Here is a 26,758-nt window from a genome sequence, read left to right as displayed (position 1 = left end):
GAATATCAAAAGTTCTGAGGCCGAATGATGTATAGCTCAGGAATGTTTTTTGTCTGTTTGTTTTCATCCGCCCTGGCGTTTGCGCTGGTCAATCGCCTATTACGCCATCGCCTGACGTATTTATCGGCATTATCCGTCATGGCCGCATTAGGCTGGGGCTATATTTTTCAGGGTGATTACCGTGTTCCCGCGGTCGTTTTTATCAGTTTTTATCTAGTCGCCGCGTTAAAAGAAAAAGGATGGTTAAAAACCTGGCATGCGATTGTGTTAACGCTGCTTCCTTTATTTTTGGTGAAATTGCACCTTAATCATCATCTCGGCATGATCGGCCTCTCTTTTATGACATTCCGCGCGGTGGACGTGCTGCTCTATCGCAGTAAAAAAGAAGGGCAGAATTTCCTGCACTATTTCTGCTATCTGTTTATGCCCTTTATTATTCTGGCAGGCCCAATGTACCGCTGGCGGACATGGATGAACGACGTCAGCAAGCCCGTCTTTGCCCTTAACCGCGAACAGTTTTTAGTGGCGCTGGAGCAAATCATTACCGGCATTATCCAGAAGTTCCTGTTTGCCATGCTGGTTGATTCACTTGTCGTGCAGCCCTGGAGCCATAAGCCGTTTACGCTGACCGTGGGCATGGTGATGTCGATTGCCTATAGCGCCTACCTCTATTTTGATTTTGCGGGCTACAGCAATATGGCCATCGGTGCGGGCCGCCTGTTTGGGTTGAACATTCCGGCAAACTTCAATATGCCGCTTCTGGCAAAGAACCCGCAGGACTTCTGGCGCCGCTTCCACATTAGCCTGTCTGAATGGCTGCGCGATGTGGTCTTTATGCCCGTTTATATGAACCTGATGAAGTTTAACTTTTTCCGTCAGAACAAAACGCTGGCGCAAAATATCGGTATTTTCTGCACCCTGTTTTGCATGGGGGCATGGAATGGCCTGGAACGCCATTACGTCATCAGCGGCGCGCTGTTTGGCACCATTTCTGTCGCGCACAACATGCTGCTGTGGTCAGCCAAACGCAGCCCGGCGTTACACCGCGGGTTGCAGTATCCGGCTGTTGCGTTTTTAGGGCGCATTCTGACGCTGGGAAGCGCCGCGGGCGCCCTTTACATCTTTAGTGGAATGTCACCTCTATGAAAAATCTCTCCGATCTTCAGGAACTGCAGGATTTCTTGCGTGCGGCATTATGCGATCCCGCCTCCCCGCAGCAGCTGGCCATCAGCGGCAGCGACGAAGCCTTAAGCTGGCTGCAGCTTTCCGCTGCCGTGACGGACTGGGCGCAGCGCTATCAGCGTAGCCAGCCTGTTGCCGGTACGCCGGTCGTCTTGTACGGACACCAGCAGGCCGAGTTCGCCGTGGCGATTTATAGCTGCCTGCTGCACAACATTCCGTACATTCCGGTGGACTGCATTTACCCGCAGGAGCGCCTGCGGGAGATCTGCCACCTGGCCAGCGCCCCTTACTATTACGACGTCGCGACCCGGCAGTTCATCGCCACGGGTGAACCGGGCAAGGTGCTGGAGGAGCAGGATCTGGCCTACATCATGTTTACCTCCGGCAGCACCGGCAAGCCTAAAGGGGTGCAGATTGGGCGTGAAAGCGTGTGGCACTTCATGAAATGGGTCAGCCAGGACTTTTCGCTGCCGGAAAAACCGGTCCTGATGAACCACGCAGTGTTCAGTTTTGACCTCTCCCTGATCCCTTTGCTGGCGAATCTGGCGATGGGTGGACACATCGTGCTGAACGCCAAAGACGATATTCAGAAAGCGAACTGGCTGGAGCGACTGAAAAGCAACGCCGTCTCCGCCTGGGTTTCCACCCCCTCTTTTGCTTACCAGCAGCTGCTTTCCCCGCAGTTCAACAGCGAGTATTTACCTGAACTCAACGTCTTTATCTTCATTGGTGAAGTGTTGAATAAAGCGCTGGTTAAACAGCTTCGCCGCCGCTTCCCGCAGGCCAAAATCATCAACTCCTATGGCCCAACGGAAGCGACCATCGCGACCACCGTAGTCGAGATCACGGATGCGATCATGAACAGCGACAGCGCCGTGCTGCCGGTGGGGGTCATGATGCCTGAGAGCAGAATGGAAATTTCCGCCGAGGGCGAGCTGATTATCTGGGGTAAAAACGTCATGCGCGGCTACCTCGGCCTGCCGCAGGAGAACGCAGAAAAATTACTCCGTCGGGAAAATGAAGCATTTCGCGGCTACCGGACCGGCGATCTGGGCTATGAAGCGGGGCTTATCTACTGCCAGGGACGCAACGACAGCCAGGTCAAACTGAATGGCTACCGTATTGAAATCAACGAAATTGAAAACCGCCTGCTGGCGATGTCCGGGATTAACGAAGCGGTGGTGATGCCACTGATGAAACCCTGCGGCAGCGTGCTGCGCATTGCCGCGTTCTGCGTGACGGAACTGGCGCCGGATACCATCAAAACCTCGCTCTCGAAGGTAGTCCCCCACTACATGGTGCCGTCACAAATTATCGTAAAAGACGCTTTGCCGCTGAATCCTAACGGCAAAATTGACCGCAAGCTGCTGGACGCTTACGCCCGCACAAATTAATGACTCCAGGAAAAATTATGGAACAAGAAATTCTCGCCCTGTTCGAAAAAGTGTTATCCCGTAAGGTGGGCTTTCACGATGAGCTGATTGAATCCGACATTCTCGACTCCATCCTGGCGGTCGATATGGTTCTGGAAGTGCAGGACGTTTACGGCTGCACGATCCCGCCGACAGACGTGGCGACGGTGCTGAAAACCCCGGCGGACCTGGCCCGCTATATTGAAGAAAACCGCTAAACGCCCCTGCTGTTAATCCTGCCCTGAAGGCTCTGGCGCATCGCGCCAGAGCCCAGACGCAAAATGAATATCCTTCACCGGAATTAAACCAACCGCTTTTGTGATTTCTCCTACACTTTAGGGGTCGTGTTGTTCTTAACAGAGGAGTCTGCGGTATGGCATTCGTAACCACGAAAGACGGCGTCAACATTTACTACAAAGACTGGGGTCCGAAAGAGGCTCAGCCCATTGTCTTCCACCACGGCTGGCCGTTGAGTGCCGATGACTGGGATAACCAGATGCTCTTCTTCCTGGCAGAAGGCTATCGCGTTATCGCTATCGATCGCCGCGGTCATGGACGATCGGACCAGGTGAGTGAAGGCCACGATATGGATCATTATGCGGCCGATGCGTCAGCCGTGGTTGAAAGCCTGGATCTGCACAATGCCGTGCACGTCGGTCACTCCACCGGCGGCGGCCAGGTCGCCCGCTATGTTGCGCGGTATGGACAACCACAGGGGCGCGTCGCCAAAGCGGTGCTCGTCAGCGCCGTCCCGCCTCTGATGGTCAAAACGGAGACGAATCCCGGCGGAACGCCGATCGAGGTTTTCGACGGCTTCCGCAAAGCGCTGGCGGCTAACCGCGCCCAGTTTTATCTCGACGTTGCCAGCGGTCCTTTCTACGGTTTTAATCGCGATGGTGCCGACGTTTCGCAGGGTACGATCCAGAACTGGTGGCGTCAGGGGATGATCGGAAGCGCCAAAGCCCACTATGAGGGGATTAAGGCGTTTTCAGAGACCGACCAGACGGAAGATTTGAAAACCATCACCGTTCCCGTTCTGGTGCTGCAGGGCGATGACGATCAGGTTGTACCGTATAAAAATGCCGCCCTTCTCCAGGACAAGCTGCTGGCGAACAGCGTGCTGAAAATTTATCCGGGCTTCCCGCACGGGATGCATACCACCCATGCGGATACTATCAACGCGGACATTCTGGCCTTTATTCGCTCATAACGCCGCGTTTCTTGCCGGGTGGCGCTGCGCTTACCCGGCCTACGCCACGATATCCCGCTCAATGCATGAACGCCACCCGAGGGTGGCGTTGTTTATTCCGCTTAGCGATTATCCAGCTGGGCGCGAACGTTGTTCAGCCCGGTGGTGTTGATGCGGTAAGGCTGCCCGTTCACGGATCGAATCAGCTTTTTGGCGCGGAGTTTTTTGAAGACGTTCAGCGTGCAGTCACTCAGCACCAGCCCTTCACGGGTATAGCACTCAACGGACGTGACGCGGCCAGAACTGTCGCGGACGTGCACAATACGTCCACCTTTGGCGAGAACGTGTAAGGTACGTTGTTCCTGACGGGATAAATTCATACTGGAAAACCTGTGTAATCATCATGCGTAAAAACGAGCCCACACCCGCAGGTGCGTGCGTAAGGTTTAAGCGCAGCGATAACCAGTCCGTCCTGAAAAGGGCGGGAAGCTGATTATCTGATGACAACATTCTCCAGCATCAAAGCCTCGGTAAGCGATGAAAAGGTATTTACGGGGTGAATGATAACGTCGGGGTTTTACAGGGAAATAACCGGGTCTTAAAAATGTGAGGCGGATCGGCTAATCCAAAAGAAAAACCCCAGGTCAACGAGTAACCTGGGGTTTATATCTGGCGGAAGCGCAGAGATTCGAACTCTGGAACCCTTTCGGGTCGCCGGTTTTCAAGACCGGTGCCTTCAACCGCTCGGCCACACTTCCTGAGTGAGGCGAACTATAAACACCTCACCGCGTGCTGTAAAGAGTGCCAGCAATCGTTCGCTGTAAAAATAGTCAAAACGTGTTTAATCGGTTGAACTGACAACACATCGACGATTTTATCAGCACAGGCCTAGTGTTTCTTGATGTACATGTCTTTCGTGTAATAGTACCCCAGCTTATCCGGCGTAAAGCCGCCCACCCACGGCTTCACCAGGTGCGTACGGACGTAGTGATAAACCGGAATGGCGGGCACATCGCGTCCCAGCAGATCTTCCGCCTGCTGGTAGAACTTACCCCGCTCTTCCGTTGTTTTGGCTTTTGCGGCATTCACCAGCGCCTGGTCGTATTCCGGATTGCTGTACTGGCTGGTGTTTTCGCTGTCGCCGGTGCGGAAGTTGTTCAGGAACGTCGCCGCGTCGTCGTAGTCGGCAATCCAGGCGTAACGCACCGCGTCAAAGTTGTGGGTGTGCATGGTATCCAGCATGGTTTTCCACTCCTGATTTTGCAGCTTCGCGTCCACGCCGAGGTTTTTCTTCCACATGGAGCTGGCGGCAATCGCGATGCGCTGGTGCGATTCAGAAGTGTTATAGAGCAGGTTGAAGCTCAGAGGATGGCTTTCGTTATATCCGGCCTCGTTCAGCAGTTTTTTCGCCTCGGCGATGCGCTTGTCCAGCGGCCAGCTGGCGTAATCCGGGTTCTGGAGCTTGACGCCGCCGATGTCCGGCTGGCTGATGAGCCACGCCGGGCGCTGCCCCTGCCCTAATACTTTTCCGGCAATGATGTCTTTATCGAGCGCCATGTTCAGCGCCTTGCGCACGCGGGCGTCGTTGAACGGCGGCCGGGTGGTATTGAATTCGTAGTAATAGGTCGCCAGCTGCGGAGAAACATCCAGCTGGCTGCCCAGGGTTTTCTTGAGCTGGGCAAACTGGTTAATCGGCACCGTGTAGACAATATCGATTTCGCCCGCTTTATAGCGGTTCACATCCGAGGCCTCGGAGGTGATGGGCAGGTAGGTGACCTTGTTAATCACGGTGTGCGCGTTATCCCAGTAGCGCGGGTTGCGCTCCGCCACGATGCGTTCGTTGACCACCCACTGCGACAGCTTATACGCCCCGCTGCTGACGAAGTGCTCAGGCTTGGTCCACTTTTCGCCGAAACGGCCAATCAGCACTTTATCCACCGGCACAAGCGACGGGTGCGCCAGCATGGCGAGGAACGCCGCGTTTGGCTGGGTGAGCGTCACTTCCAGGGTGGTGTCGTTAATGGCCTTCACGCCCAGCGTGTCGGGGGATTTTTTCCCCTGAGCGATATCGGCCGCGTTGGCGATATGCATGTTGCCCGGATAGCTCGCGTACGGTGACGCCGTTTTCGGGTCAATCAGGCGCTGCCAGCTCCAGACCACATCCTCTGCGGTAATCGCCGTGCCGTCGCTCCAGGTGATGCCCGGACGCAGATGGAACGTCCAGACGGTGTTGTCCTTGTTCTCCCATTTTTCCGCCAGCCGGGGCTGGACGTCACCCGACGGGGAAACGCTCACCAGACCTTCGAATAAATCACTGATAATATTGAATTCGACGTCGCTTTCGACTTTATGCGGGTCGAGCGAAGCCGGTTCACTGCCATTATTCCTGACCAGTTCCTGTTTATCGGCCAGCGCGGTTCCTGCCGGCACGTTAGCCGCCCAGGTCGCCGTGCTGGCGCACAGGATCCCGGCGGTAAGTAAAGAGAGCGTAAAGCGCGTGCGTGTTTGTGGTTTCATGTCCTTCGCCTTATTGTCTGTTTTTGTGACGATCCGGAAATAACTCTTAGCGGCCTTATGGTAATAACGCAATAATTTTCAGTAACCTATAAGAGGTTGATCTGATTAATCGCGTCAAACCGCTGTTCATACTGGTGAAACGTATTTATGCAGATGAAACAACCAGGTCCCGCGCTAACCTGCTGAGTAAAGATGGGTAAAACCACTTTGAGAGTGACGCGCCGTTTCCTATTCTTTCCGTTAATTACATCTGTCATAAGAGAGTGACTCATGGATCGTATAATTACTTCCTCACGCGACCGCACATCGCTACTCAGCACCCACAAGGTGCTGCGCAATACCTATTTCATGCTCAGCCTGACGCTGGCGTTTTCGGCGATCACCGCCACCGCCAGCACCGTGCTGATGCTGCCGTCTCCGGGACTGATCCTGACCCTGGTGGGTATGTATGGTTTGATGTTCCTGACTTACAAAACCGCTGACAAACCGGTCGGTATTCTGTCCGCGTTTGCCTTCACCGGCTTCCTGGGCTACATCCTGGGGCCAATCCTGAACGCGTATCTGTCCGCCGGCATGGGTGACGTGATTGGTATGGCGCTGGGCGGCACCGCGCTGGTGTTCTTCTGCTGCTCGGCCTACGTGCTGACCACGCGTAAGGACATGTCCTTCCTCGGCGGCATGCTGATGGCGGGTGTTGTGGTGGTGCTGGTGGGTATGGTGGCCAACATCTTCCTGCAGCTGCCTGCTCTGCACCTGGCGATCAGCGCCGTATTTATTCTGATCTCTTCCGGCGCGATCCTGTTTGAAACCAGCAACATCATTCGCGGCGGTGAGACGAACTATATCCGCGCCACCGTGAGCCTGTATGTGTCGCTGTACAACATCTTCGTCAGCCTGCTGAGCATCCTGGGCTTCGCCAGCCGCGATTAAGCTGACCTGCTGAAACAAAAAGGAGAATGCCCCCGGCATTCTCCTTTTTTTATGCCTTAATCACCCCGGCAAATATAGGTGGGGTAACGCCGGTCCTGAATCAGCCATACGGAAGGCGAGAGTTCAGAGATCGTGAGATAGTAGCGTGCGGTCGGGCTGGCAAAGCCTCCCCACTGGGCATCAGGGGTATTGTCATTGTGTCGACGCCAGGTCTTGGTGTAGCTCAGGACAATTACCTTATCATCGTCCCGTCGCTCCCACGTAAAATCCACGTCCCTGTCAACGATCAGGCTCTTACCTTCAGCCTTTGCAGCGCCTTTGTAGGTGGTCAGGCCGGTGCCGTTACGATGAAAATAGAACTGGGCAACGGCATTGACCTTCACTTCATTTGCCTTTCCTTGATTGCGCGTAAAATTAAACTCGGTGCTGCAGGCCAGCGCATCGCGCTTATAGGCTCCGCCGGTGTAGATAAAGAGCGCAAACGCCCCGCCAACGACTGCGCCACCCAGTCCGAACAGAAGTCTGTTTTTCATTCTTCCGCCCCGCTTTTATAGCGAATAGTTTTACACAGGCTGGCTTCACTCACCGGGCAGGCGCCGATGAAAACCTCATCGGCGGCGGCAAGCGAAAAGCGGGCGCTGAAATAATAAATGTTGTACTCCTCGCGCTCGCACGCGACGTTATTTTTTTTCAGCAGCTCGGCCAATTTTGATAACACCAGCGGTCGGCCATGATCGTTGATCACCCAGAGCCGACAGCCAGCTATTTTTTCCTTAACGGGTTTGAGTGTTGCGGGTACGGTTATCTCAAGCTGTCGGCTAAAAAACAGGCTAAACCCCACGACTGACGTCGTTAATACCGCTAAAACCAGCCACCACTTTTTGGATAAACGCTTATATCCTGACGGCTGCTCAACGGACGGCTGAGATACTTCGGGCGTAACGCTCTCTGCGGGCTTAAAAATAACGTCGGCGTCAAAGCGGAATCCAAACCGGGGCACGGTCACGATATAGTCGTGGCTGTCGCCCAGGGCGTGGAAGCTTTTGCGTAATTCACTTACCGCCTTATTGAGGTTATTTCCCGACGGCGTAAAGCCGAACTCCTCCCACACGCGAGTGATCAACTCCTCCCGGCTCAGGTCGTGCCCTTTATGACGAATAAACTCCTGTAAAAGACGAACGGCCGGAGCCGAAAGCGTTAATACAGACTCGGGTTGCCCAACAATACTTATTGCATGTGCTTCAGGATCGAATAACAACGAATTATTGCATATAAAAAACATCTTTTATTCTCGGCTGTTACCGCATGCTTTTTAATCCCTGATACAACGACAAGAAAACCGCCTCCTGAACTGATTGTTTTTTCATCAGAAGGAGTTTTCTCCCCATCCCGGGTCGCGGTATTTTCGCTTAACTATACAACCTTAAAGCCAGGAAAGCAGGATAAAAAACTGTATATAACGAGTTAATTAATACAAATTTTCACAAACCGCTGTTCTGGTTAAAGTTTCCCTGCCCTGAAGCAATACGTTAGCAGAGGGTGTCCCGTTGTGAATGCGCCGGGAATGAACTCAACGCAGGCGGACCGAAAGTGAAACAGAAAAATAGTGTGAATAAGACAACTGCCTTTTATATCGCCGCGCTGTCATTGCCATTTTTCTCAGAAATGGCACTGGCCAATATGAGCGTGTATCCCATGGAACTTAACGTGGATAAGTCCGGTGCGGCGCAAATTAAGGTGGCGTCAAAAACGGATGATATTCAGTTCATTCGGGTGAGGCAAAAGAAAATTCTTAATCCCGGCACGCCCCTGGAAAAAGAGATTGATGTGGCCTCGTGGAAAGAAGGTGGCGTGGTTGTCACACCGGAAAAATTCGCCCTTGCGGCAGGCGCAATGCGCGTGGTTCGCCTGGTATCGCTTGCACCACCGGAAAAAGAGACGACATGGCGCGTCTATTTTGAAGGCGTAAAGCAGCCTGACAGCATTATTCCGGGCAAGGCAGAAAGCCCTGCGGCGACGGCAAGACTGGGCGTCAATGTGATCTGGGGCACCCTGATCCATCTCGCACCGGAAAAAAGCGTGGTTTCACTGACGATTGACCCTCTCAGGGGAACGTTAAAAAACAACGGCACGTTGCGCGTGCCGCTCAGGGAGATCGGTGTTTGTGATGCGGATTCATCGTGTAGATGGATTAAAGAAGACGCGACGATTTATCCGGACACCGAACGGAAATTAAAAACGCTCACGAAGGTACAAGGCCAGAAATATAAATTCCGCTACTTCAACTGGCTGAATAAAAGCGCTGAAGAAGCTGATTTACCCGTCGTGCGATAACACGACGTCACCGTAAAAACCCCACAGGGTTTGATTAAAGAGCCAGGGTGCTCATTTGTAAATATGGAGATATCAATGCGTAAGTACTTTAAACCTCTGATGATTGTTGCCGCGATGACCACGTCCGTTAGCGTGCTGGCGATTCAAAAAGATATTACCGTCAACGCCAGCGTTGATTCACAGCTGGATATGACTCAGGCCGATAACACGCCGCTGCCGGCAAGCATCGATATGCAGTACCTGCCTGGCCGCGGTCTGGAAAGCTACCGTCTGAATACCAAGGTGTGGTCTAACTCCGCCACCAGCAACGTGAAAGTCCGTCTGGTGAGCGCCGCGAAGCTGGCGAATGCCGACGGTGCTGAAACCATCCCTATGACGGTGAAGCTGGGCGATAAAACCCTCTCTACCGCAGATGTTGAATACACCGGTACCGAACTGTTCCCGGGGAGCATTGAAAACGGTTCTGCGGTACTGCCGCTGACCATTTCCCAGACCACCAAAGGCATTCTGAAAACCGGTCAGTACAGCGGCGTTGTCAGCCTGATGCTGACGCAGGCGACGACCACGGAAGGCGGTGCGTAACACCACAGCACCTAAGGAATAACGTCAGAGGGTGCCCACCCTCTGACGTCAGGATGATGTCGAGGCTCGTTCATGGCGTTTCACAGAAATACTCTCCTCTTTGTTGCTTTGTTACCCGCTTCCATCCAACTCGCCTGCGCCGGGCTGGCCGTCCCACCAGGTTTTGAAGATCTGGCAAAGACGCAGCGCCTGTGGACAGAGGTGAACCTCTACGGCGAATCGCTGGGCCTTTTTGAAACGGATATCACGCTTGAAACGGTGAGCTTTGTCGCACCTGAGACCGTGGTAGAGGCCATCAAACGCCGGTTTAATGACGCCCCATCCCTCGTTGCCACCGTCTCTGCCGCGCTGGCCGTTCCGCTTGCCCGTAACGGCAACCTGGCCTGCAGCAGCAACGGCTCCGCAGCGGGCTGCGATTACATCAATACCGATCGCGCGGCCATTATTTATGACGAGAATAACGCCCGCATTAACCTGTTCCTGGACAAGAAATTTCTGCCTAAGCAGACGGCAGAGAACACATGGTATCAGCCCACGCACGGCACCGAAAATGCGCTGATCCATCAACAAAACATTAACTTCGTTGCCGACAGGGATTATCAGTCGGCCACCGTGCAGGGCAACGGCGCGCTGGCGCTCACCCAGGACGGCTATGTGAATCTCGACTGGACCTGGCTGGGGCAGCGTTCACGGCACCAGCAGCAGCAGGAGGTCACCGTCAACAACGCCTGGTTCCGCCAGGATATCCTGCGTCAGTACTACGTCCAGGCAGGCGAGATGGATACCCGCGATCTGTTCAGCAATGCCGGCGGAAATATCACCCTCAGCCAGCTGCCGCTGGGCAAAATTCGCGGCCTGCGCACGGGTTCAACACGGGCGTGGATGAACCCGGTTCAGCAGTCGAAGGGAACCCCTGTTACCGTGCTGCTTTCCCATGACGCGCGTATCGACGCCCGCCGGGGCAATCAGCTGCTGGCGAGCTTTTATCTGAATGCCGGAGCGCAAACCCTGGACACGCGCTCGTTCCCGGACGGGAGCTACACCGTGACGCTCTCCATCTATGAAAATAACCGGCTGACGCGCACCGAGCAGGTGCCGTTTACCCGAACCGGCATTACGCCATTCGACCGCGTCGAGTGGTTCCTGCAGGCGGGCGAAACCGATAATAGCGATCAAAACGAAGAGCGCCGCGCGGTTGCGCAGGCGGGCGTTCGTCTGCCCGTCACCCCGACGCTGGCGCTGACCAGCGGCGCAACGTTCAAGAAAAACCAGCGTTTCCTGGAGAACGCGCTCGACTGGAGCCGGGGCTTCAACGCGGGCCCGATCGATGGCGTGCTGAGTACCCGGTTTAGCTACCTCTACGGCAGCGAAGGCCAGCGCGGCAATATTCAGCAAATCAGCTACAACGACGGTTTTTCTTTGAGCGTCTATCGCAACGCGTTATCCGCTGAAAACTGCAACACCCAAAACGCGGGATTTGACGCCGTGAACGGCTGTTATCGCACCCTCTCGGTGATGTTCTCCGTCCCGGTCGGCGCCTGGTATGCGAGCCTGGGGTATTCGGATAACCGCAACGAAGGCCGGTACGTTTCACGCCGGGAGCTGCCGGACAGTGACGATCGCCACGATGCGGGTTTGCCGTGGGAATCGGTCTATATGACCCGCTCGCGCACGCGGGCCTGGCAGGCTGGCCTGAGCAATGCCTTCAGCACCCATGGCCTGAACATTAACAGCAGCATTAACCTGTTCATGCGTAACGATGACGCCCGCGAAGGCAGGGATAAAGGCGGCTACCTGAGCGTGAGCCTGTCCATGGCGCATAACCGCCAGGGCGATGCGTCAAGCTACACCTCTCTGGGCGCGACATGGCAGCACCAGCAACGTGAAAAAAACCAGCTGAGCTACAACGTGGCGCATAACTGGTATGCCGATGCCCGCGGCGAAAATGAGTACGGCCTCAGCGCGTCGGGCATTAACAGCGACTCGCTGAATACCTCAGCCTATACGCGCCAGGGAGGACGATATGGCAACGGGAGTCTGACCGTCAGCGACGCCTGGGATCGTCAGGATCGTCGCCATACGCTGAGCAGCAGCGGCAACTACAGCTCGACGTTTGCACTGTCCCGCTCTGGCCTGTGGCTGGGCCGCTGGAGCGACGGTCGCCCTGCTTCCGCCGTCGCGGTGAACGTGACCACGCCGGAAGATGCTCAGGATCCGCGCGTCGCCGTGTCGCTGGATAACGGCGGCAGTGCCGATATTCCAGGCAATAGCCGCGCCCTCTTCGCGGTGCCGGGCTATCAGCAGACAACGTTGACGGTTAACGAATCGCTGGATGTCTCACGAGGAGCCAGCAGTGAAATCACGCAAGGATCGGGCAGCAGAACGCTGTTTATGGTGCCTGGCAAACTGCTGCGCCGGGACGTGCAAACCACCGCAAGCTACACCTGGCTCGGCCAGTTAACCGACGAGCGTCACTCGCCGTTTATCGGCGGCGTGCCGCTGAACGTGAACGGCTGGAGCGACCTTGGCAACGGCGGGTTTAGCGCCCAAAGCGACGCCCTGCTGCATAACCTCTACCTGGTGCGTCAGCAGCAGTTTTATCAGTGCGCGCTGAACGTGAAGAGTATGCGCGACGTGGTGCGTTATGTCGGGTCGATCCCCTGTAAGGAGTTAACCTTCTCCGCCCTGCCGGATGCCGTCCAGCAGCAGGCACAGCTGATGCTGGCCGGACGGTCGGTTCCTGCTGGACCGACTGCCATGAACACCGATAGCCTCACTAAAGGGAAATGATGTGATTAAGTGCCTCTTTATTTTTCTGTTCTTAAGCCTGTGGGCCAGCCAGACGCTGGCAGGCTCTCCCGCGGGACGAAATACCAGCGTAGGGATCAGCTTCGATCGCACCGCGCCGCCCGCGCGTTTTGACATCTGGTTTCATGAATCGGGCGGCTTTGACGCCGCCGATCCGCAAAAGTGGGGGCGCAATACCCTGACCTGTCAGTCCCGTACCGATACCACGAACGGCGCCTGCATGAACTCACCGGTCTGGTTCTCGGCGAACCCGGCCGCGCCTTATGCCATCAATTTAGCGTTTACCCATTCCCTTACCGGCAAGACGGTGAATATCAAGGTGTATGGCGATCACTACATGTTTATCAACAATAAAGTGTTCACCTTTGCCAGCTTTGTCACGGGAGGGACGACGGAAATTGCTAACTGGAACAGAGAGCCCTACTTCGATTTCTATATCGTGAAAAGCGAACTGGATAAGCTCGCCCTGCCGGGGATCTGGACCGCCACGCTGAAGCAGAACCTGCGCCAGTGGGGAAGCGCCGACTGCGGCGGCAACTTCAATGACGTGAATGTCGGCTGTCCTGGCTATCTCACCATCGCTAAATGGCAGGCAAATATTCGCATTGAGGTGGTCGACCCGGGAAACCAGCAGATTTATCTGCCGGCCTTTCCGCACTCCACGCCCATCGTTAACCTCAACCTGACCAACTTCCCGGGGCGCCCCGGGGGCAGCGAGATCCAGGGGGAAAACACGCTGGATATGTGCCTGTACGACGGCAAAAACAGCACCAGCACCCGCGCCTATCTTCGTTTTGAAGATGACGGGCTTCCCTCTGCGGGACGTGCCGAAGGCGCGTTTTCTATCCGGCGGCGCGGTGGAAGCCAGACGGATGCGCGGGACCGTCTCGACTATCAGGTCTCCGTTACCCATCCCGTCACAGGCGCAACCGAAACCGTCGCGAACGGTAAAACCGTAGTCTGGCAAGGCACTAACGATCCGCAGTATCTGCGTCAGGTCGTGCTGCCCGGCGGACACGAGAGCGTACTGTGCATTCCTGCGCCAATTATCCTGAAAACCCCCGCGTTCGCCGCCAGCAGTAAAAACGCGGGCGACTATACCGGCACGCTGCGCGTCATCTATACGCCCAGCACGTTATAACGAGGTCACCGTGAGTTACGCCATTCTCGACAATAATCGATTTTACGCCGAAGGACTGCGCTATGCGCTGCTGCGTCGGGGCGTTCAGTTAGAGGTCCAGAGCGATACTGTACAATGGCAGCCAACGCTGCTTACCCGCCGCGTGATTGTCGTCCGCTGCCGTTTTTCCGTGGCGGCGACGCATCAGGCGCTGATCAATATTTTGCTCAGGCTGGAAGCCGCCCGCTGGAAAGGCAGCCTTTATCTGGTCTGCAACGAAAAGGGGTGGGCGCTGGCGACGCATTTACGCAAGCGTTTCAGTACGCTAACGCTTTATATCATCGACGACAGGATCGCCGTTGCCGATGCGGCGTATTTGCTGGCAAAAGAGCCACGCCGCGTTCGAAGCCTGGACTGCTGCCTGACCGTTCCTGAATTCAACGTGCTCGATCTGATGCTGACCGGGTTGCCGGTCCGCCACATTGCCATCGTGACGCACATGTCGGAGAAACAGGTTTCAACCCATAAATGCAACGCGCTGAAGAAGCTCAATGCCAACAACCTGCTTCAGCTGCTCCTGTAGGTCACGGTTTATCCTGAGCCCGCTTTTTTGCTACACTGTCGCCGATTTTTCACCTACGACAGAAGATTATGTTCATTTTTGCAGGCCAGGAAATTGAGACCGATAGCGAAGGCTATCTGAAAGATACAACGCTCTGGAGCGAACCGCTGGCGGAGAAAATTGCGGAAAACGAAGGGATTACTCTTTCCCCCGAACACTGGGAAGTGGTGCGTTTTGTGCGCGAGTTTTATCTCGAGTTCAACACCTCTCCGGCCATCCGCATGCTGGTCAAGGCGATGGCCAATAAGTTCGGTGAAGAGAAAGGCAACAGCCGCTATCTCTATCGTCTGTTCCCGAAAGGTCCGGCAAAACAGGCCACCAAAATTGCCGGCCTGCCTAAGCCGGTGAAGTGTATTTAATACCGAATACCGAAGTTGACGTATTCGCGCCCCGGTTGATGGGGTTCCGTTAAGACCTTATCAACCCGCGCGCTGCGCGGCCCACCCGCTTTCAGCCACGCCACCAGCTTGTCAACCTGCTCTGCTTCGCCACAGGCGACCACCTCAACGCTGCCGTCATCCATGTTGCGCGCGTATCCCGTTAGCCCAAGCTCAATCGCTTCGCGCTGGGTACTGTAGCGGAAACCCACGCCCTGAACGACGCCGTGAACCCAGGCAATAGTGCAGACTTTAGACATTCTTCTTCTCCTTAACGTAGCGTTTTCGGCAAACAGCCGTAGTGCTGCCGGAAACGGGCGGTGAAACGAGAGCTGGACAGATACCCACATTGTAATGCGATTTCGCCGATCGGTAATCGGGTTGACTGTAACTGTGACAAAGCCACGGCCATCCTCACCTCCTCGACAATCTGGCGAAAACTCTGTGACTCCTCGCGTAACCGTCTGCGCAGCGTCGGCACGCTCAGGGCCAGACGGCTGGCGACGTCCTGCGCGGTCCAGGCTCTGGCGGGCGACAGCATAATGAACTGTCGCACCTGCTCGGTCAGGTTATTGCTTCGCTCGATAAGCAGCGGACCTGCCACGCCGTCATGCAGCAATGCCAGCAACAGACCGAAGGCCTGATGTTTTTGCAGCGCCTCCGGTAAATCCTGACGCACGGCGTGCAGCAGGTTATCCCACATAAACGCCAGCCCCTCGCTCAGCGGAGCGCAGAGCGAATGCAGCGTCGTGCGCGGCCAGGATTTCAGGTAATGCGCTTTAAACTCGGCAACGATTTCCGGCGATAACATCAGCAAGTCCGAGTGAAACAGACCGTTTGCAGGCTGATTGATGATCTCCATTGCCGTATTGGCAGGGATAATGATGAGTTCATCCCGGGTGGCCACCAGGCGGTTATCGTCCTGCACAATCACCTTACTGCCGTGAGTGATATGGCAAATCGCCGGGAAAAAGAGCTTAACCTGGTGCAGGCGATGCATTTTGCTGGCACTCACTTCACCCGCCGTGAGATGTTTATGTCGAAAATGGAACTCCTGCACCGGTTCATCCTTATCTGCTGTAGGTTGCGGTTAACTGAGCCTTTGCCAGAACGTGACTATTGAGCATAAAGCCGACCAGCGCGCCGCTCGCATTGTTGTCGACGGGCAGGGTATCCACGTCCAGCGCCCAGACGGTCATCTGATAGCGGTGAGGCTTATCGCCTGCGGGCGGACATGCGCCGCCGAATCCAGAATAACCGAAATCATTACGCCCCTGCACAGCGCCAGCAGGTAATTTTTCGCCATTTGGGTTACCGGCATCAGCGGGCAGCGTCATTGTCTTCACGGGAATGTTGGCTACTGTCCAGTGCCACCAGCCGCTGCCGGTAGGCGCATCCGGGTCATAGACCGTAATGGCAAAACTTTTCGCACCCGTGGGCGGATTTGTCCACGCCAGCTGCGGGGACTGGTTACCACCGTGGCAGCCAAATCCCTCAAACACCTGCTGTGGCGCTAACCGCCGGTCGCCGGAAATATCCCGGCTGGTCATGCTGAAAGGCGTTGCGGCTAAAACCTGAAAACTCATTGCCGTCAGAGCGGCTATTGTGATGACACTGCGCTTTTTCATGGGGGGTTTCCTTTGCTGAACTGGAATCCCACTGTATATCCCGCCGCAGTGCCGTAATGTGCTTAAGCGATTTGATTTTGTGCCGAAACGCTCAACGGCATCCGCAGATGATTGCGCCTTGCTGAATGTGCTACTCTACGCGCCATTTCCCTGAAATCGACAGAACAGCAAATTATGAGTGTACGTTTAGTGTTAGCCAAAGGGCGCGAGAAATCCTTACTGCGCCGTCATCCCTGGGTCTTTTCCGGCGCGGTTGCCCGTATGGAAGGCAAAGCCAGCCTCGGTGAAACCATTGATATCGTGGACCACCAGGGGAAATGGTTAGCGCGAGGCGCCTACTCGCCAGCCTCCCAGATCCGCGCGCGCGTCTGGACATTCGATAAAGACGAAACCATCGACATCGACTTCTTCGTCCGCCGTCTGCAGCAGGCGCAGCAGTGGCGCGACTGGCTGGCTAAACGCGACGGGCTGGACAGCTACCGCCTGATTGCCGGTGAGTCTGACGGCCTGCCGGGCGTGACCATCGATCGCTTCGGTAACTTCCTGGTGCTGCAGCTCCTGAGCGCCGGGGCGGAATACCAGCGCGCTGCGCTGATTAGCGCGCTGCAAACGCTGTTCCCGCAGTGCGCCATTTACGACCGCAGCGATGTGGCGGTGCGCAAAAAAGAAGGCATGGAGCTGACTCAGGGGCCGGTCACGGGTGAACTGCCGCCTGCCCTGCTGCCAATTGAAGAGCACGGCATGAAGCTGCTGGTGGATATTCAGGGCGGGCACAAAACGGGTTACTACCTTGACCAGCGCGACAGCCGTCTCGCGACGCGTCAGTACGTTGCCGACAAACGCGTGCTCAACTGCTTCTCCTACACCGGTGGGTTTGCCGTTTCGGCGCTGATGGGCGGCTGTGCCCAGGTGGTCAGCGTGGATACCTCGCAGGAAGCGCTGGACGTGGCAAAACAGAACGTCGAGCTGAACAAACTGGACTTGAGCAAAGCCGAATTTATACGCGACGACGTCTTCAAGCTGCTGCGTAAATACCGCGACCAGGGCGAGAAGTTCGACGTCATCGTGATGGATCCACCAAAGTTTGTGGAGAACAAAAGCCAGCTGATGGGCGCCTGCCGCGGATATAAAGATATCAACATGCTGGCTATCCAGCTGCTGAATCCGGGCGGAGTTTTGCTCACCTTCTCCTGCTCCGGCCTGATGACCACAGATTTATTTCAGAAAATCATCGCTGATGCCGCAATAGATGCTGGCCGTGATGTACAATTTATAGAGCAGTTCCGTCAGGCAGCCGATCACCCCGTGATTGCTACCTACCCGGAAGGACTGTATCTGAAAGGGTTTGCCTGTCGCGTCATGTAACTTGAAAAGAGAAATATTGCCCGCACATAACGTGTAAGTCGTATTTCCCGGGAGGTGACTATGATTGCCAGCAAATTCGGTATCGGCCAGCAGGTCCGCCACACTTTGCTCGGGTATTTGGGTGTGGTCGTGGATATCGACCCGGAGTATTCCCTTGATGAGCCGTCAGCAGACGAGCTGGCGGTGAACGCAGAGCTTCGCGCTGCACCCTGGTACCATGTGGTGATGGAAGGTGACGACGGGCAACCCGTCCACACCTACCTTGCCGAAGCGCAGCTAAGCAGCGAGCTGCAGGAAGAGCATCCGGAGCAACCCACTATGGATGAACTTGCTCAGACTATCCGCAAACAGTTACAGGCTCCGCGCCTGCGGAACTAAGCGTGTAAAAAAAGCCCGATGAACGGGCTTTTTTTTATTACTTCGCCAGCCCCAGACGGGGGATGTCGATCGCCGGACAGCGATCCATGACGACGTTCAGCCCCGCATCCCGCGCCAGCACGGCAGCCTGCTCGTTAATCACGCCCAGCTGCATCCACAGCGTTTTCGCCCCGACGGCGATAGCGTCCTGCGCCACTTCCCACGCCGCCTCGGAATTACGGAAGACATCGACCATATCAATTTTTTCCGGCACGTCAGCGAGCGTGGCATAACCCTGCTGGCCCAGTAAGGTTTTCCCCGCCACTTTTGGCGAGACCGGGATGACGTGATAGCCCTGATCGAGAAGGTATTTCATCACCCGATAGCTGGGACGATCGGGTTTATCGCTCGCGCCCACCAGCGCAATGGTACGCGTGGATGTCAGAATCTCGGCAATATCGTTCTCTTTCATGGTTTTTCTCCTGGCTTTTTTAAAAGTGTACGCCAAACCGCACATCTCAACCATCCATCCCATACCGATGCATGAGGGCAAAACGGCCAAATATGTCTATATGTTAGTAAACGTGATTATCGAAAAATTTAGATACATTAATGCGGCGACAGGATTTCTGACGGGAGCCTTCTATGAAAACCGGTATTGCCACTGCTCTGATTGCATTAGTGATGCCGGTCTGCGTTTTTGCGACCACGCTCCGGCTCTCTACCGATATTGATCTTCTGGTACTGGACGGAAAAAAGGTCTCCAGTTCGTTATTGCGCGGTGCGGACAGTATCGAGCTGGATAACGGACCGCATCAGCTGGTATTCCGCGTAGAAAAATCGATCGGTCTGGCCAATCACGAGCAACGGATATACATCTCCCCGCCGCTGATCGTCAGCTTTAATACCCGACAAATCAGTCAGGTGAATATTACCCTGCCACGACTTGAAACGGAGAAGGAATCAGCGGCCTTCGACGCGTCTCCCCGCATTGAACTGCTGGACGGGGATGCGATGCCGATTCCGGCGAAGCTGGATATTCTGGCGCTGACGACTTCACCGAAAGGTCCGGACTACGAGGCCGCGACGCAGACCTATAACAAAGCCGGTAAACGCGCGTCGCTTCCTCAGTTTGCCACCATGATGGCTGACGACAGTACGCTGCTTTCCGGCGTCTCTGAACTGGACGTCATTCCTCCCCAGTCCCAGGCCCTGACGGAACAGCGCCTTAAATTCTGGTTCCAGCAGGCCGATGCCGACACGCGGGCCCGGTTTTTACAATGGGCAAAACAACAACCTTCATCATAAGCCACATTTTTTACGCCTTTCTCTTGCAGCATCAGACGGTTCCCGTCATCGTGTAGGCAGTTAACCTGATGGATATGATTATGGAACTGACAACACGCACGCTCCCGGAACGCAAACACATTGCTCTGGTAGCGCACGATCACTGTAAACAAATGCTGCTTAACTGGGTTCGCCGCCATCAGTCTTTGCTGGAAAAGCACGCCCTGTCGGCGACCGGCACCACCGGTAACCTGATCCAGCGCGAAACGGGTCTGGAGGTAAACGCCATGCTGAGCGGCCCGATGGGCGGCGATCAGCAGGTCGGCGCACAGATTTCCGAAGGGAAGATTGATGTGCTGATCTTCTTCTGGGACCCGCTAAACGCGGTTCCGCACGACCCGGACGTCAAGGCCCTGCTGCGCCTGGCGACGGTGTGGAATATTCCGGTGGCGACAAACCTCTCGACGGCGGATTTCATCATCGAATCGCCGCAGTTTAACTCGCCGGTAGATATCCTTATTCCGGACTATCAGCGTTATCTTTCAGAGAGATTGAAGTAGCTTTTTTTGCCGGGTGGCGGCTACGCCTTACCCGGCCTACCCATCCTTGCCCAGCGGCGTTATGGCTTCCGCGCCACCGGCACATCAATACTCTTCAAAATATCGACAAACACGGATGGCTCCTCTTTATTGAACAGCAGCCAGACGCGATGGCGCGCGCGGGTCATGGCCACATACAGCAAACGCCGCTCTTCGGCATCCGGGAAATCTTCCGGCACGGGCAGCAAGGCCTGCTCCATGACTGACTCGCGGGCCGGGGCCGGGAAACCGTCGCTCCCCTCTTTCAGCCCCATGACAATCACATAGTCGGCCTGCTGCCCTTTGCTGGCGTGAATCGTCATAAATTCAAGCTGCAGCTTCGGCCAGCGGGTGGCCGCCTTTTCCAGCGCCTCGGGTTTGAGGTGATGGTATCGCGCCAGCACCAGGATACGTTCATCAGGCTTCGCGTAGCCGCTGAGCTTGTCCAGCAGCGGTTCCAGCTGGTCTTCCGCCAGCAGGGTCACGGCTTTTTTATCCCCTGCCCGCAGGCTATTGAGCGGCTTTGCCAGCTGATGCGGGTTCTGCTGGATAAAGCGGTTGGCGATTTCACCAATCCGTGAATTGAAGCGGTAGGTGGTGTCCAGATCGCTGCGATCGCCTTCGCCAAAATAGTGATGGAATGCGGTCGTCAGCGAAAGCTGCGCCCCGCTGAAGCGATAGATGGCCTGCCAGTCGTCACCCACCGCAAACAGCGAAGTATGCTTATTTTGCGCCCGTAGCGCCGAAAGCAGGGCTGCGCGCTGCGGAGAGATGTCCTGAAACTCATCCACCAGAATATGTTTCCACGGGCTGACAAAGCGCCCCTTCTCAAGAATGATGATGGCCTGGTGGATTAGGCCGGAAAAATCGACGGCATTTTCCGCTTTCAGCGCGGTTTTCCAGGCCTTCAGCAGCGGCGCCATCAGCTTGACCCGCTTCGAAAACAGATCGCGGATCGCCTCCGGCGCGCTTTCAATCATCTCTGCCTGCGTTCCGCCGTGCATTCGCATCAGGCTGACCCAGCGGTCAAGCCGTAAACCCAGCCGACGCGCCAGTTTGTCATCCTGCCAGAAGCAGCCCTCCGGCACGTCCCAGTTGAGTTCCTCCTCGAGCCACTGGCGCCACCCTTTCGCCTGCGCCTTTTTCTCACTGCACTGCTGGCGCCACGTTTTGATAAACAGTGCCTGGCGCGCCTGCGCGTCGTTTTCCAGCTTACTGATAGCAGGCACTTTTTTACTGCCCTGCTGAATAATATGCAGGGCAAGGGCATGGAAGGTTCTGGCCGTGATATCCCGGGTATGCAGACGTTCCTGGATCCGTTCGTCCATCTCCTGGGCCGCCTTGCGGCCAAAGGCCAGAAGCAGAATTTGATCGGCGACCGCTTCCCCGGTCGTCAGCAGCCAGCCGGCACGCGCGACCAGCACCGACGTTTTCCCGCTACCGGCTCCCGCCAGCACCAGCAGCGACTGCTCACCGTTGACCACCGCGCGCGCCTGAGCCGGATTAAGCGGAGAAGACTCCACCGTACTGAAAAAGTCGGCGTATTGGGTGAGCATGGCGTCCGTCCAGGCCTGATTATGGGCGAGTCGGCTTTTATCCTTTTCATTCAGCCAGGCCTGGCACTGGCGCCAGGCGTCGCGACAATTGTCAAACTCCTCAAGACGCGCCACGGATAACGGCAGCGCCGAGAGTGCCTGCCGGATCTTTTGCTGCAACCCGGCGGTCTGCTGACGGGTGAGCCACGAATGCTGCGCGTTGCTTTGCGCGATATCGTCCAGCACCTTTTGAAGCACTCCGGCGGCAATCACGCTCATATCCTGACTCCACTGCTGCCAGAGCGCGTTCAGGTGATGGTGGAAACGCTGGGTTTCTGCCCACTCGGTGCCGTGAAGACGCACGACTTTATCGTCAGGCAGTACGAACTCGAGTTCGCCCCACACCAGCCCGCGTTTGCAGTGGATAGCCAGAAGCTGATTAAACGGAATAAGGTATTCGTGGCGTTCTCCAGAGACTTTTACCCCGGCATTAAGGAGAACCACCCGGTCGTAAGGGTGTTGCGCCAGACGTTTGCCTAACGACGTTGCTTTCAGTTCCATGTTCCGCCAAATCCACGAAGAGATAATTTACCTGACAGTGTAACTGCCAGTTTTAAGGTGCTCCAGCCTAAAAAAACGTTACAATCATTGGGCGTTAATTTTATCGAAAGGAAGTGAGGGTTTATGCGTACCGTTCTGAATGTGTTGAATTTTGTGCTGGGCGGTTTTGCCACCACCCTTTCCTGGCTTTTTGCCACGCTGGTGAGCATCGTCCTGATTTTTACGCTCCCCCTGACTCGCTCCTGCTGGGAAATCACAAAACTCTCCTTCATCCCCTACGGGAATGAAGCCATCCACGTTGACGAACTGAATCCGGAGAGCAAAAACGCCCTGATGAATACGGGGGGTACCCTGCTTAACATTCTGTGGCTGATTTTCTTCGGCTGGTGGCTCTGCATCATGCATATTTTTGCGGGTATTGCGCAGTGCATCACGATTATTGGTATTCCGGTGGGGATCGCGAACTTTAAGATCGCCGCTATCGCTCTTTGGCCCGTCGGGCGCAGGGTTGTTCCGGTCGAAGTGGCCCAGGCGGCGCGTGAAGCCAATGCGCGTCGTCGTTTTCAGTAACTAAGGACTGGCCGCGTTTATGCTAAGCCCACTGCTTCGCCGTTATACCTGGAACAGCACCTGGCTTTATAACGTCAGGATATTTATCGCACTTTGCGGCACGGTTGCCCTGCCCTGGTGGCTGAATGACGTCAAGCTCACCATCCCGCTCACGCTGGGCGTCGTGGCCGGGGCGCTGGCGGACCTGGACGATCGTCTGGCCGGGCGTTTACGCAACCTGGTCATCACGCTCGTCTGCTTTTTTATTGCGTCAGCGTCCGTTGAGTTACTTTTCCCCTGGCCCTGGCTGTTTGCCCTGGGTCTGACGCTCTCAACCAGCGGGTTTATTTTGCTGGGCGGCCTCGGGCAGCGCTATGCCACTATCGCTTTTGGCGCCCTGCTGATCGCCATCTATACCATGCTGGGCGCATCCCTCTACGACCAGTGGTACCAGCAGCCGGTTCTGCTGTTGCTCGGCGCCATCTGGTATAACCTGCTGACCTTAACCGGTCATCTGATCTTCCCTGTTCGTCCTCTGCAGGACAACCTTGCCCGCAGCTTTGAGCAGCTAGCCCACTATCTTGAACTGAAATCCCGGCTGTTCGACCCGGATATCGAGGAAGAAAGCCAGGCGCCGCTCTACGATCTGGCGCTGGCAAATGGTCAACTGGTCGCCACCCTTAACCAGACAAAAGCCTCTCTGCTGACCCGTCTGCGCGGCGATCGCGGTCAGCGCGGAACGCGAAGAACCTTACACTACTATTTTGCCGCCCAGGACATTCATGAACGCGCCAGCTCCTCGCACGTCCAGTATGCCGCCCTGCGCGAGAAGTTCCGCTACAGCGACGTGATGTTCCGCTTCCAGCGCCTGCTCTCCATGCAGTCCCAGGCGTGCCAGCAGCTCTCGCGCTCCATTCTGCTGCGCACACCCTATCAGCATGACCCACGTTTTGAACGCGTATTTAGCCATCTGGACGCAGCGCTCGACCGCGTTCAGGCCAGCGGAACGTCACCGGAACACATCAAAGCGCTGGGCTTTCTGCTCAACAACCTGCGGGCAATTGATGCTCAGCTGGCGACCATCGAGTCCGAGCAGGCGATGGCGCTTCCGGGCAGAGAAGTCGACAATCAGCTTGCTGATGACAGCGTGCACAGTTTTAGCGATATGTGGCTACGCCTGAGCCGCAACTTTACCCCGGAGTCGGCTCTCTTCCGCCACGCGGTGAGAATGTCGCTGGTGCTGTGCGTGGGTTATGCCTTTATCCAGATAACCGGGCTGCATCATGGCTACTGGATCCTGCTGACCAGCCTGTTCGTCTGCCAGCCGAACTATAACGCCACCCGACACCGCCTGGCGCTGCGTATTATCGGCACGCTGGTCGGCGTCGCAATCGGCCTGCCGGTGCTTTATTTCGTGCCTTCCGTCGAAGGGCAGCTGATTCTGATCGTGATCACCGGCGTGCTGTTTTTCGCGTTTCGCAACGTGCAGTACGCCCATGCCACCATGTTCATCACGCTGCTGGTGCTGCTCTGCTTTAATCTGCTGGGTGAAGGGTTTGAAGTCGCCCTGCCCCGGGTGATTGATACGCTGATTGGCTGCGCGATTGCCTGGGCCGCGGTCAGCTTTATCTGGCCGGACTGGCGTTTTCGCAATTTGCCGCGCGTGGTAGACAGGGCGATGAATGCCAACTGTCGTTACCTTGACGCAATTCTGGAGCAGTACCACCAGGGTCGCGATAACCGTCTGGCTTACCGGATAGCACGTCGCGACGCGCACAACAGTGATGCTGAACTGGCCTCCGTGGTCTCTAACATGTCAACGGAGCCGCGCGCCACGGCTGAGATTCGTGAGACAGCGTTCCGCCTGCTCTGCCTGAACCATACCTTCACCAGCTATATTTCGACGCTGGGGGCCCACCGCGAGAAGCTCACTAACCCGGCGGTTCTCAACCTCCTCGATGACGCCGTCTGCTATGTCGATGATGCGCTTCATCACCGCCCGGCCGATGAACCGCGCGTTCGACAGGCTCTGGATGAACTGGCTCAACGCATTGCGCATCTTGACCCGGGAAACGACAGCAAAGCGCCGCTGGTTCTTCAGCAGATAGGCCTGCTGATCGCTCTGCTGCCTGAAATTTGCCGTCTGCAACAGCACATCGCTACCTGGAGGAACGACTCTCCTGCGGCTCAGGCAGCGCATTAAACCACTCCGTCAGCTCCCGGCGGATACCTGCCGGGAGCGCCGCCTCATGCAGCCCTTCGATAGCCCCTTCCAGCGCAAAGAGCACTTTTATACTGAGTGCTTTATTCTTTGCCCGCATCTTCAGCCAGCTCGCTCTGGCGCCCAGCGCCCGCAGCGTTTCTTCATTGGTGATACCAGCTTCATAGAGCAAGACTTCAAGCTGAAAGGTCAGGTTCGGCAGATCCTTAAGACGGGTTCGTTGATGACGCTGGTAGCGCTCTTTCCTTGCCGCACTGAGTGCAAACGAGGAGAGCTGAAGCAACCGCTCCCTGTCCTGCCATAATCCGTCATCCACACGATAATAGTTGAGCAGCACCGGGCGGCCTCGCTTCATCAACGTCAAGAAGGAGGAAGCATTTTTTACACAGTATTTTGCACTCTCTTCACACGCGCGAAGGTAAAGTTCGCCATCGGACACCATGGCAAAGACCGCATCATCCACTGCCAGGGTGTAACCGCCAAACAGCGCGCGATGATGAATCTCGCCCAACGGAGAGAGGTATTCCTGGGATTTATAAATCCGTTCATAAGATATCTTTTTCATGATATTTCCCTTCAAAATCATAGGCTAACAACGAAATTTCTTACTAGCGGATCCGTTAGCAGGAAAATAGGCAACTTATCGTCGTTGAGCAAGATGATTTTTCGAGGGGCATCAAGATTGAATGAATTTTGCGAGTCGCTTTCCGAAAATGAGGTTGATCTTTGGGCATACAGGGGTTACTGTATATCCATACAGTAACTACAGGGCTGGAATGAATATGCACACTTCAGGCTATGCAAATCGCGCAATCTCTCTCTCTTCTGCTGCAGGCAATGTCGCGCAGAATTCCGTCGAGCGTGTTTCCACAGGGCTTATCAGTGAAGTGGTTTATCGTGAAGACCAGCCCTTGTTAACGCAACTTCTTTTACTGCCATTATTACAACAACTCGGTCAGCAATCGCGCTGGCAGCTTTGGCTCACGCCTCAGCAAAAGCTGAGTCGCGAGTGGGTTCAATCCGCAGGCCTTCCGCTGACCAAGGTCATGCAGATTAATCAACTTTCGCCTTGCGATACCGTTGAGTCGATGATCCGCGCGTTACGCACAGGAAATTACAGCGTGGTGATTGGTTGGTTACCGGAAGAATTGACGGAAGAGGAACATTTCCGACTGACTGAAGCCGCTGAAGAAGGGAATGCGATCGGGTTCATTATGCGTCCGGTTCGATCGGATTCTTACCGCAGAGGACAACTTTCAGGGCTAAAAATTCACTCAAATTTGTATCATTGAGTGAAATTAAGATTTTTCCTGGAATTTTTTTTGACCGCAAGATGGGATTTTAGTTCCCGGCCTTAAAATTGCGGCAAGGCTTGTCTGGTGCGGTTCTCCTTAATTTTATTGCACAAAATTCGTTCAAAAAATGTTAAATAATCGGTATACGGAACTTTTTTTTTCATATGCCTGACGGACTTCACACTTGTAAGTTTTCAGCTACGTTGTAGACTTTACATCGCCAGGGGTGCTCGGCCTAAGCCGAAGATATCGGTAGATTTATATTTGACCACGCCCCCCGGTGAAGGATTTAACCGTGATTCTCTCTTG

The 26,758-nt window shown here is 55.5% G+C and carries 28 protein-coding genes and 1 tRNA gene; 18 read left to right on the top strand and 11 right to left on the bottom strand.

The genetic code is table 11. From position 1 onward, the window contains the following. Window positions 1-27: 27 nt before the first annotated feature. From FHC52_RS03460 to FHC52_RS03445, 4 genes are all read left to right on the top strand, one after another. Entirely contained in the window at window positions 28-1,146 is a 1,119-nt protein-coding gene (locus FHC52_RS03460; RefSeq protein ID WP_095428642.1) for an MBOAT family O-acyltransferase, read from the top strand. Further along, window positions 1,143-2,576 (top strand): AMP-binding protein, encoded by a 1,434-nt coding sequence (locus tag FHC52_RS03455; protein ID WP_023292851.1) that lies wholly within the window; start codon window positions 1,143-1,145, stop codon window positions 2,574-2,576. The genes FHC52_RS03460 and FHC52_RS03455 overlap by 4 nt, the downstream gene beginning before the upstream one ends. Before the next feature lie 17 nt (window positions 2,577-2,593). Then, window positions 2,594-2,812 (top strand): acyl carrier protein, encoded by a 219-nt coding sequence (locus FHC52_RS03450; RefSeq protein ID WP_021240839.1) that lies wholly within the window; start codon window positions 2,594-2,596, stop codon window positions 2,810-2,812. A 155-nt stretch (window positions 2,813-2,967) separates the two neighbouring features. Beyond that, window positions 2,968-3,804, top strand: a complete 837-nt coding sequence (locus FHC52_RS03445; protein ID WP_046091808.1) for an alpha/beta fold hydrolase — start codon at window positions 2,968-2,970, stop codon at window positions 3,802-3,804. A gap of 101 nt (window positions 3,805-3,905) precedes the next feature. On the opposite strand, the gene FHC52_RS03440 is transcribed toward FHC52_RS03445, so the two are convergent. From FHC52_RS03440 to FHC52_RS03430, 3 genes are all read right to left on the bottom strand, one after another. Further along, the gene (locus FHC52_RS03440; RefSeq protein ID WP_008499869.1) at window positions 3,906-4,163 is read right to left on the bottom strand and encodes a YjhX family toxin; all 258 of its coding nucleotides are present in this window, start codon (window positions 4,161-4,163) and stop codon (window positions 3,906-3,908) included. A 290-nt stretch (window positions 4,164-4,453) separates the two neighbouring features. After that, window positions 4,454-4,541: transfer RNA gene (locus tag FHC52_RS03435), tRNA-Ser, on the bottom strand. Window positions 4,542-4,671: 130 nt separating this feature from the next. After that, entirely contained in the window at window positions 4,672-6,300 is a 1,629-nt protein-coding gene (locus FHC52_RS03430; RefSeq protein WP_008499904.1) for an ABC transporter substrate-binding protein, read from the bottom strand. A 270-nt stretch (window positions 6,301-6,570) separates the two neighbouring features. Here FHC52_RS03430 and yccA point away from each other — a divergent pair, with 270 nt between their 5' ends. Continuing rightward, window positions 6,571-7,230, top strand: a complete 660-nt coding sequence (yccA, locus tag FHC52_RS03425) for an FtsH protease modulator YccA (protein ID WP_021240844.1) — start codon at window positions 6,571-6,573, stop codon at window positions 7,228-7,230. A gap of 56 nt (window positions 7,231-7,286) precedes the next feature. On the opposite strand, the gene FHC52_RS03420 is transcribed toward yccA, so the two are convergent. Then, window positions 7,287-7,763, bottom strand: a complete 477-nt coding sequence (locus FHC52_RS03420) for a hypothetical protein (protein WP_126287639.1) — start codon at window positions 7,761-7,763, stop codon at window positions 7,287-7,289. Beyond that, the gene (locus FHC52_RS03415) at window positions 7,760-8,512 is read right to left on the bottom strand and encodes a winged helix-turn-helix domain-containing protein (protein WP_065101890.1); all 753 of its coding nucleotides are present in this window, start codon (window positions 8,510-8,512) and stop codon (window positions 7,760-7,762) included. Before FHC52_RS03415 ends, FHC52_RS03420 begins: the two co-directional genes overlap by 4 nt. A gap of 308 nt (window positions 8,513-8,820) precedes the next feature. Here FHC52_RS03415 and FHC52_RS03410 point away from each other — a divergent pair, with 308 nt between their 5' ends. The 6 genes from FHC52_RS03410 (at window position 8,821) to tusE (ending at window position 15,055) form a co-directional block, all read left to right on the top strand. Further along, a complete protein-coding gene (locus tag FHC52_RS03410; RefSeq protein WP_220419917.1) occupies window positions 8,821-9,564 on the top strand; it encodes a fimbrial protein in 744 nt (247 codons plus the stop codon). 75 nt (window positions 9,565-9,639) lie between these two features. Further along, entirely contained in the window at window positions 9,640-10,146 is a 507-nt protein-coding gene (locus FHC52_RS03405; protein ID WP_025912956.1) for a CS1 type fimbrial major subunit, read from the top strand. Between the two features lie 72 nt (window positions 10,147-10,218). Continuing rightward, window positions 10,219-12,936, top strand: coding sequence for a TcfC E-set like domain-containing protein (locus FHC52_RS03400; RefSeq protein WP_126287641.1), 2,718 nt, complete (start codon window positions 10,219-10,221; stop codon window positions 12,934-12,936). A gap of 1 nt (window position 12,937) precedes the next feature. Next, window positions 12,938-14,095 (top strand): CfaE/CblD family pilus tip adhesin, encoded by a 1,158-nt coding sequence (locus FHC52_RS03395; RefSeq protein ID WP_126287642.1) that lies wholly within the window; start codon window positions 12,938-12,940, stop codon window positions 14,093-14,095. A gap of 10 nt (window positions 14,096-14,105) precedes the next feature. Next, window positions 14,106-14,657: a LuxR C-terminal-related transcriptional regulator gene (locus FHC52_RS03390; RefSeq protein ID WP_008499912.1), complete on the top strand. Its 552-nt coding sequence runs from the start codon at window positions 14,106-14,108 to the stop codon at window positions 14,655-14,657. A gap of 68 nt (window positions 14,658-14,725) precedes the next feature. Continuing rightward, entirely contained in the window at window positions 14,726-15,055 is a 330-nt protein-coding gene (gene tusE, locus FHC52_RS03385) for a sulfurtransferase TusE (protein ID WP_008499913.1), read from the top strand. On the opposite strand, the gene yccX is transcribed toward tusE, so the two are convergent. The 3 genes from yccX to FHC52_RS03370 are packed head-to-tail and all read right to left on the bottom strand — an operon-like array spanning window position 15,052 to window position 16,701. Beyond that, entirely contained in the window at window positions 15,052-15,333 is a 282-nt protein-coding gene (gene yccX, locus FHC52_RS03380; protein WP_008499914.1) for an acylphosphatase, read from the bottom strand. The two genes, tusE and yccX, sit on opposite strands and share 4 nt — an antisense overlap. 11 nt (window positions 15,334-15,344) lie before the next feature. Further along, window positions 15,345-16,133, bottom strand: a complete 789-nt coding sequence (locus tag FHC52_RS03375; protein ID WP_008499915.1) for an AraC family transcriptional regulator — start codon at window positions 16,131-16,133, stop codon at window positions 15,345-15,347. 10 nt (window positions 16,134-16,143) lie between these two features. Continuing rightward, window positions 16,144-16,701, bottom strand: coding sequence for a kinase inhibitor (locus tag FHC52_RS03370; protein WP_023292860.1), 558 nt, complete (start codon window positions 16,699-16,701; stop codon window positions 16,144-16,146). Window positions 16,702-16,875: 174 nt separating this feature from the next. Between FHC52_RS03370 and rlmI the strand changes: the two genes are divergently transcribed. Continuing rightward, on the top strand, window positions 16,876-18,066 hold the full coding sequence (gene rlmI, locus FHC52_RS03365) for a 23S rRNA (cytosine(1962)-C(5))-methyltransferase RlmI (protein WP_021240853.1): 1,191 nt from the start codon (window positions 16,876-16,878) through the stop codon (window positions 18,064-18,066). Window positions 18,067-18,126: 60 nt separating this feature from the next. Beyond that, complete coding sequence (gene hspQ, locus FHC52_RS03360) at window positions 18,127-18,444, top strand: heat shock protein HspQ (protein WP_008499919.1); 318 nt, start codon at window positions 18,127-18,129, stop codon at window positions 18,442-18,444. A gap of 37 nt (window positions 18,445-18,481) precedes the next feature. Here hspQ and FHC52_RS03355 read toward each other — a convergent pair whose 3' ends face one another. Then, on the bottom strand, window positions 18,482-18,895 hold the full coding sequence (locus FHC52_RS03355; RefSeq protein WP_008499920.1) for a CoA-binding protein: 414 nt from the start codon (window positions 18,893-18,895) through the stop codon (window positions 18,482-18,484). A gap of 173 nt (window positions 18,896-19,068) precedes the next feature. Here FHC52_RS03355 and FHC52_RS03350 point away from each other — a divergent pair, with 173 nt between their 5' ends. Both FHC52_RS03350 and mgsA read left to right on the top strand, forming a co-directional pair. Next, window positions 19,069-19,731: a curli synthesis inhibitor gene (locus tag FHC52_RS03350; protein WP_126287643.1), complete on the top strand. Its 663-nt coding sequence runs from the start codon at window positions 19,069-19,071 to the stop codon at window positions 19,729-19,731. 80 nt (window positions 19,732-19,811) lie between these two features. Beyond that, window positions 19,812-20,270, top strand: coding sequence for a methylglyoxal synthase (mgsA, locus tag FHC52_RS03345; protein WP_008499922.1), 459 nt, complete (start codon window positions 19,812-19,814; stop codon window positions 20,268-20,270). 59 nt (window positions 20,271-20,329) lie between these two features. Here the strand turns inward: mgsA and helD are convergent, their stop codons facing one another. Further along, window positions 20,330-22,384 carry a DNA helicase IV gene (helD, locus tag FHC52_RS03340; RefSeq protein WP_220419916.1) on the bottom strand — a complete coding sequence of 685 codons (2,055 nt, stop codon included), beginning with the start codon at window positions 22,382-22,384 and terminating at the stop codon, window positions 20,330-20,332. Window positions 22,385-22,507: 123 nt separating this feature from the next. Between helD and FHC52_RS03335 the strand changes: the two genes are divergently transcribed. Together FHC52_RS03335 and yccS are read left to right on the top strand one after the other, a co-directional pair. Then, window positions 22,508-22,954: a YccF domain-containing protein gene (locus FHC52_RS03335; protein WP_023335159.1), complete on the top strand. Its 447-nt coding sequence runs from the start codon at window positions 22,508-22,510 to the stop codon at window positions 22,952-22,954. Between the two features lie 19 nt (window positions 22,955-22,973). Then, entirely contained in the window at window positions 22,974-25,136 is a 2,163-nt protein-coding gene (gene yccS, locus FHC52_RS03330) for a YccS family putative transporter (RefSeq protein WP_126287645.1), read from the top strand. On the opposite strand, the gene FHC52_RS03325 is transcribed toward yccS, so the two are convergent. Then, window positions 25,093-25,719, bottom strand: a complete 627-nt coding sequence (locus FHC52_RS03325; RefSeq protein ID WP_048962070.1) for a TfoX/Sxy family DNA transformation protein — start codon at window positions 25,717-25,719, stop codon at window positions 25,093-25,095. The genes yccS and FHC52_RS03325 overlap by 44 nt on opposite strands. A gap of 217 nt (window positions 25,720-25,936) precedes the next feature. On the opposite strand from FHC52_RS03325, the gene sulA reads away from it, so the two are divergent. Next, complete coding sequence (gene sulA, locus FHC52_RS03320; protein ID WP_032637628.1) at window positions 25,937-26,446, top strand: SOS-induced cell division inhibitor SulA; 510 nt, start codon at window positions 25,937-25,939, stop codon at window positions 26,444-26,446. Window positions 26,447-26,758 lie beyond the last annotated feature (312 nt).

The organism is Enterobacter sp. EC_64 (assembly GCF_019584165.1).
GTDB lineage: Bacteria > Pseudomonadota > Gammaproteobacteria > Enterobacterales > Enterobacteriaceae > Enterobacter > Enterobacter roggenkampii.
This window is presented reverse-complemented; position numbering and strand designations above follow the sequence as displayed.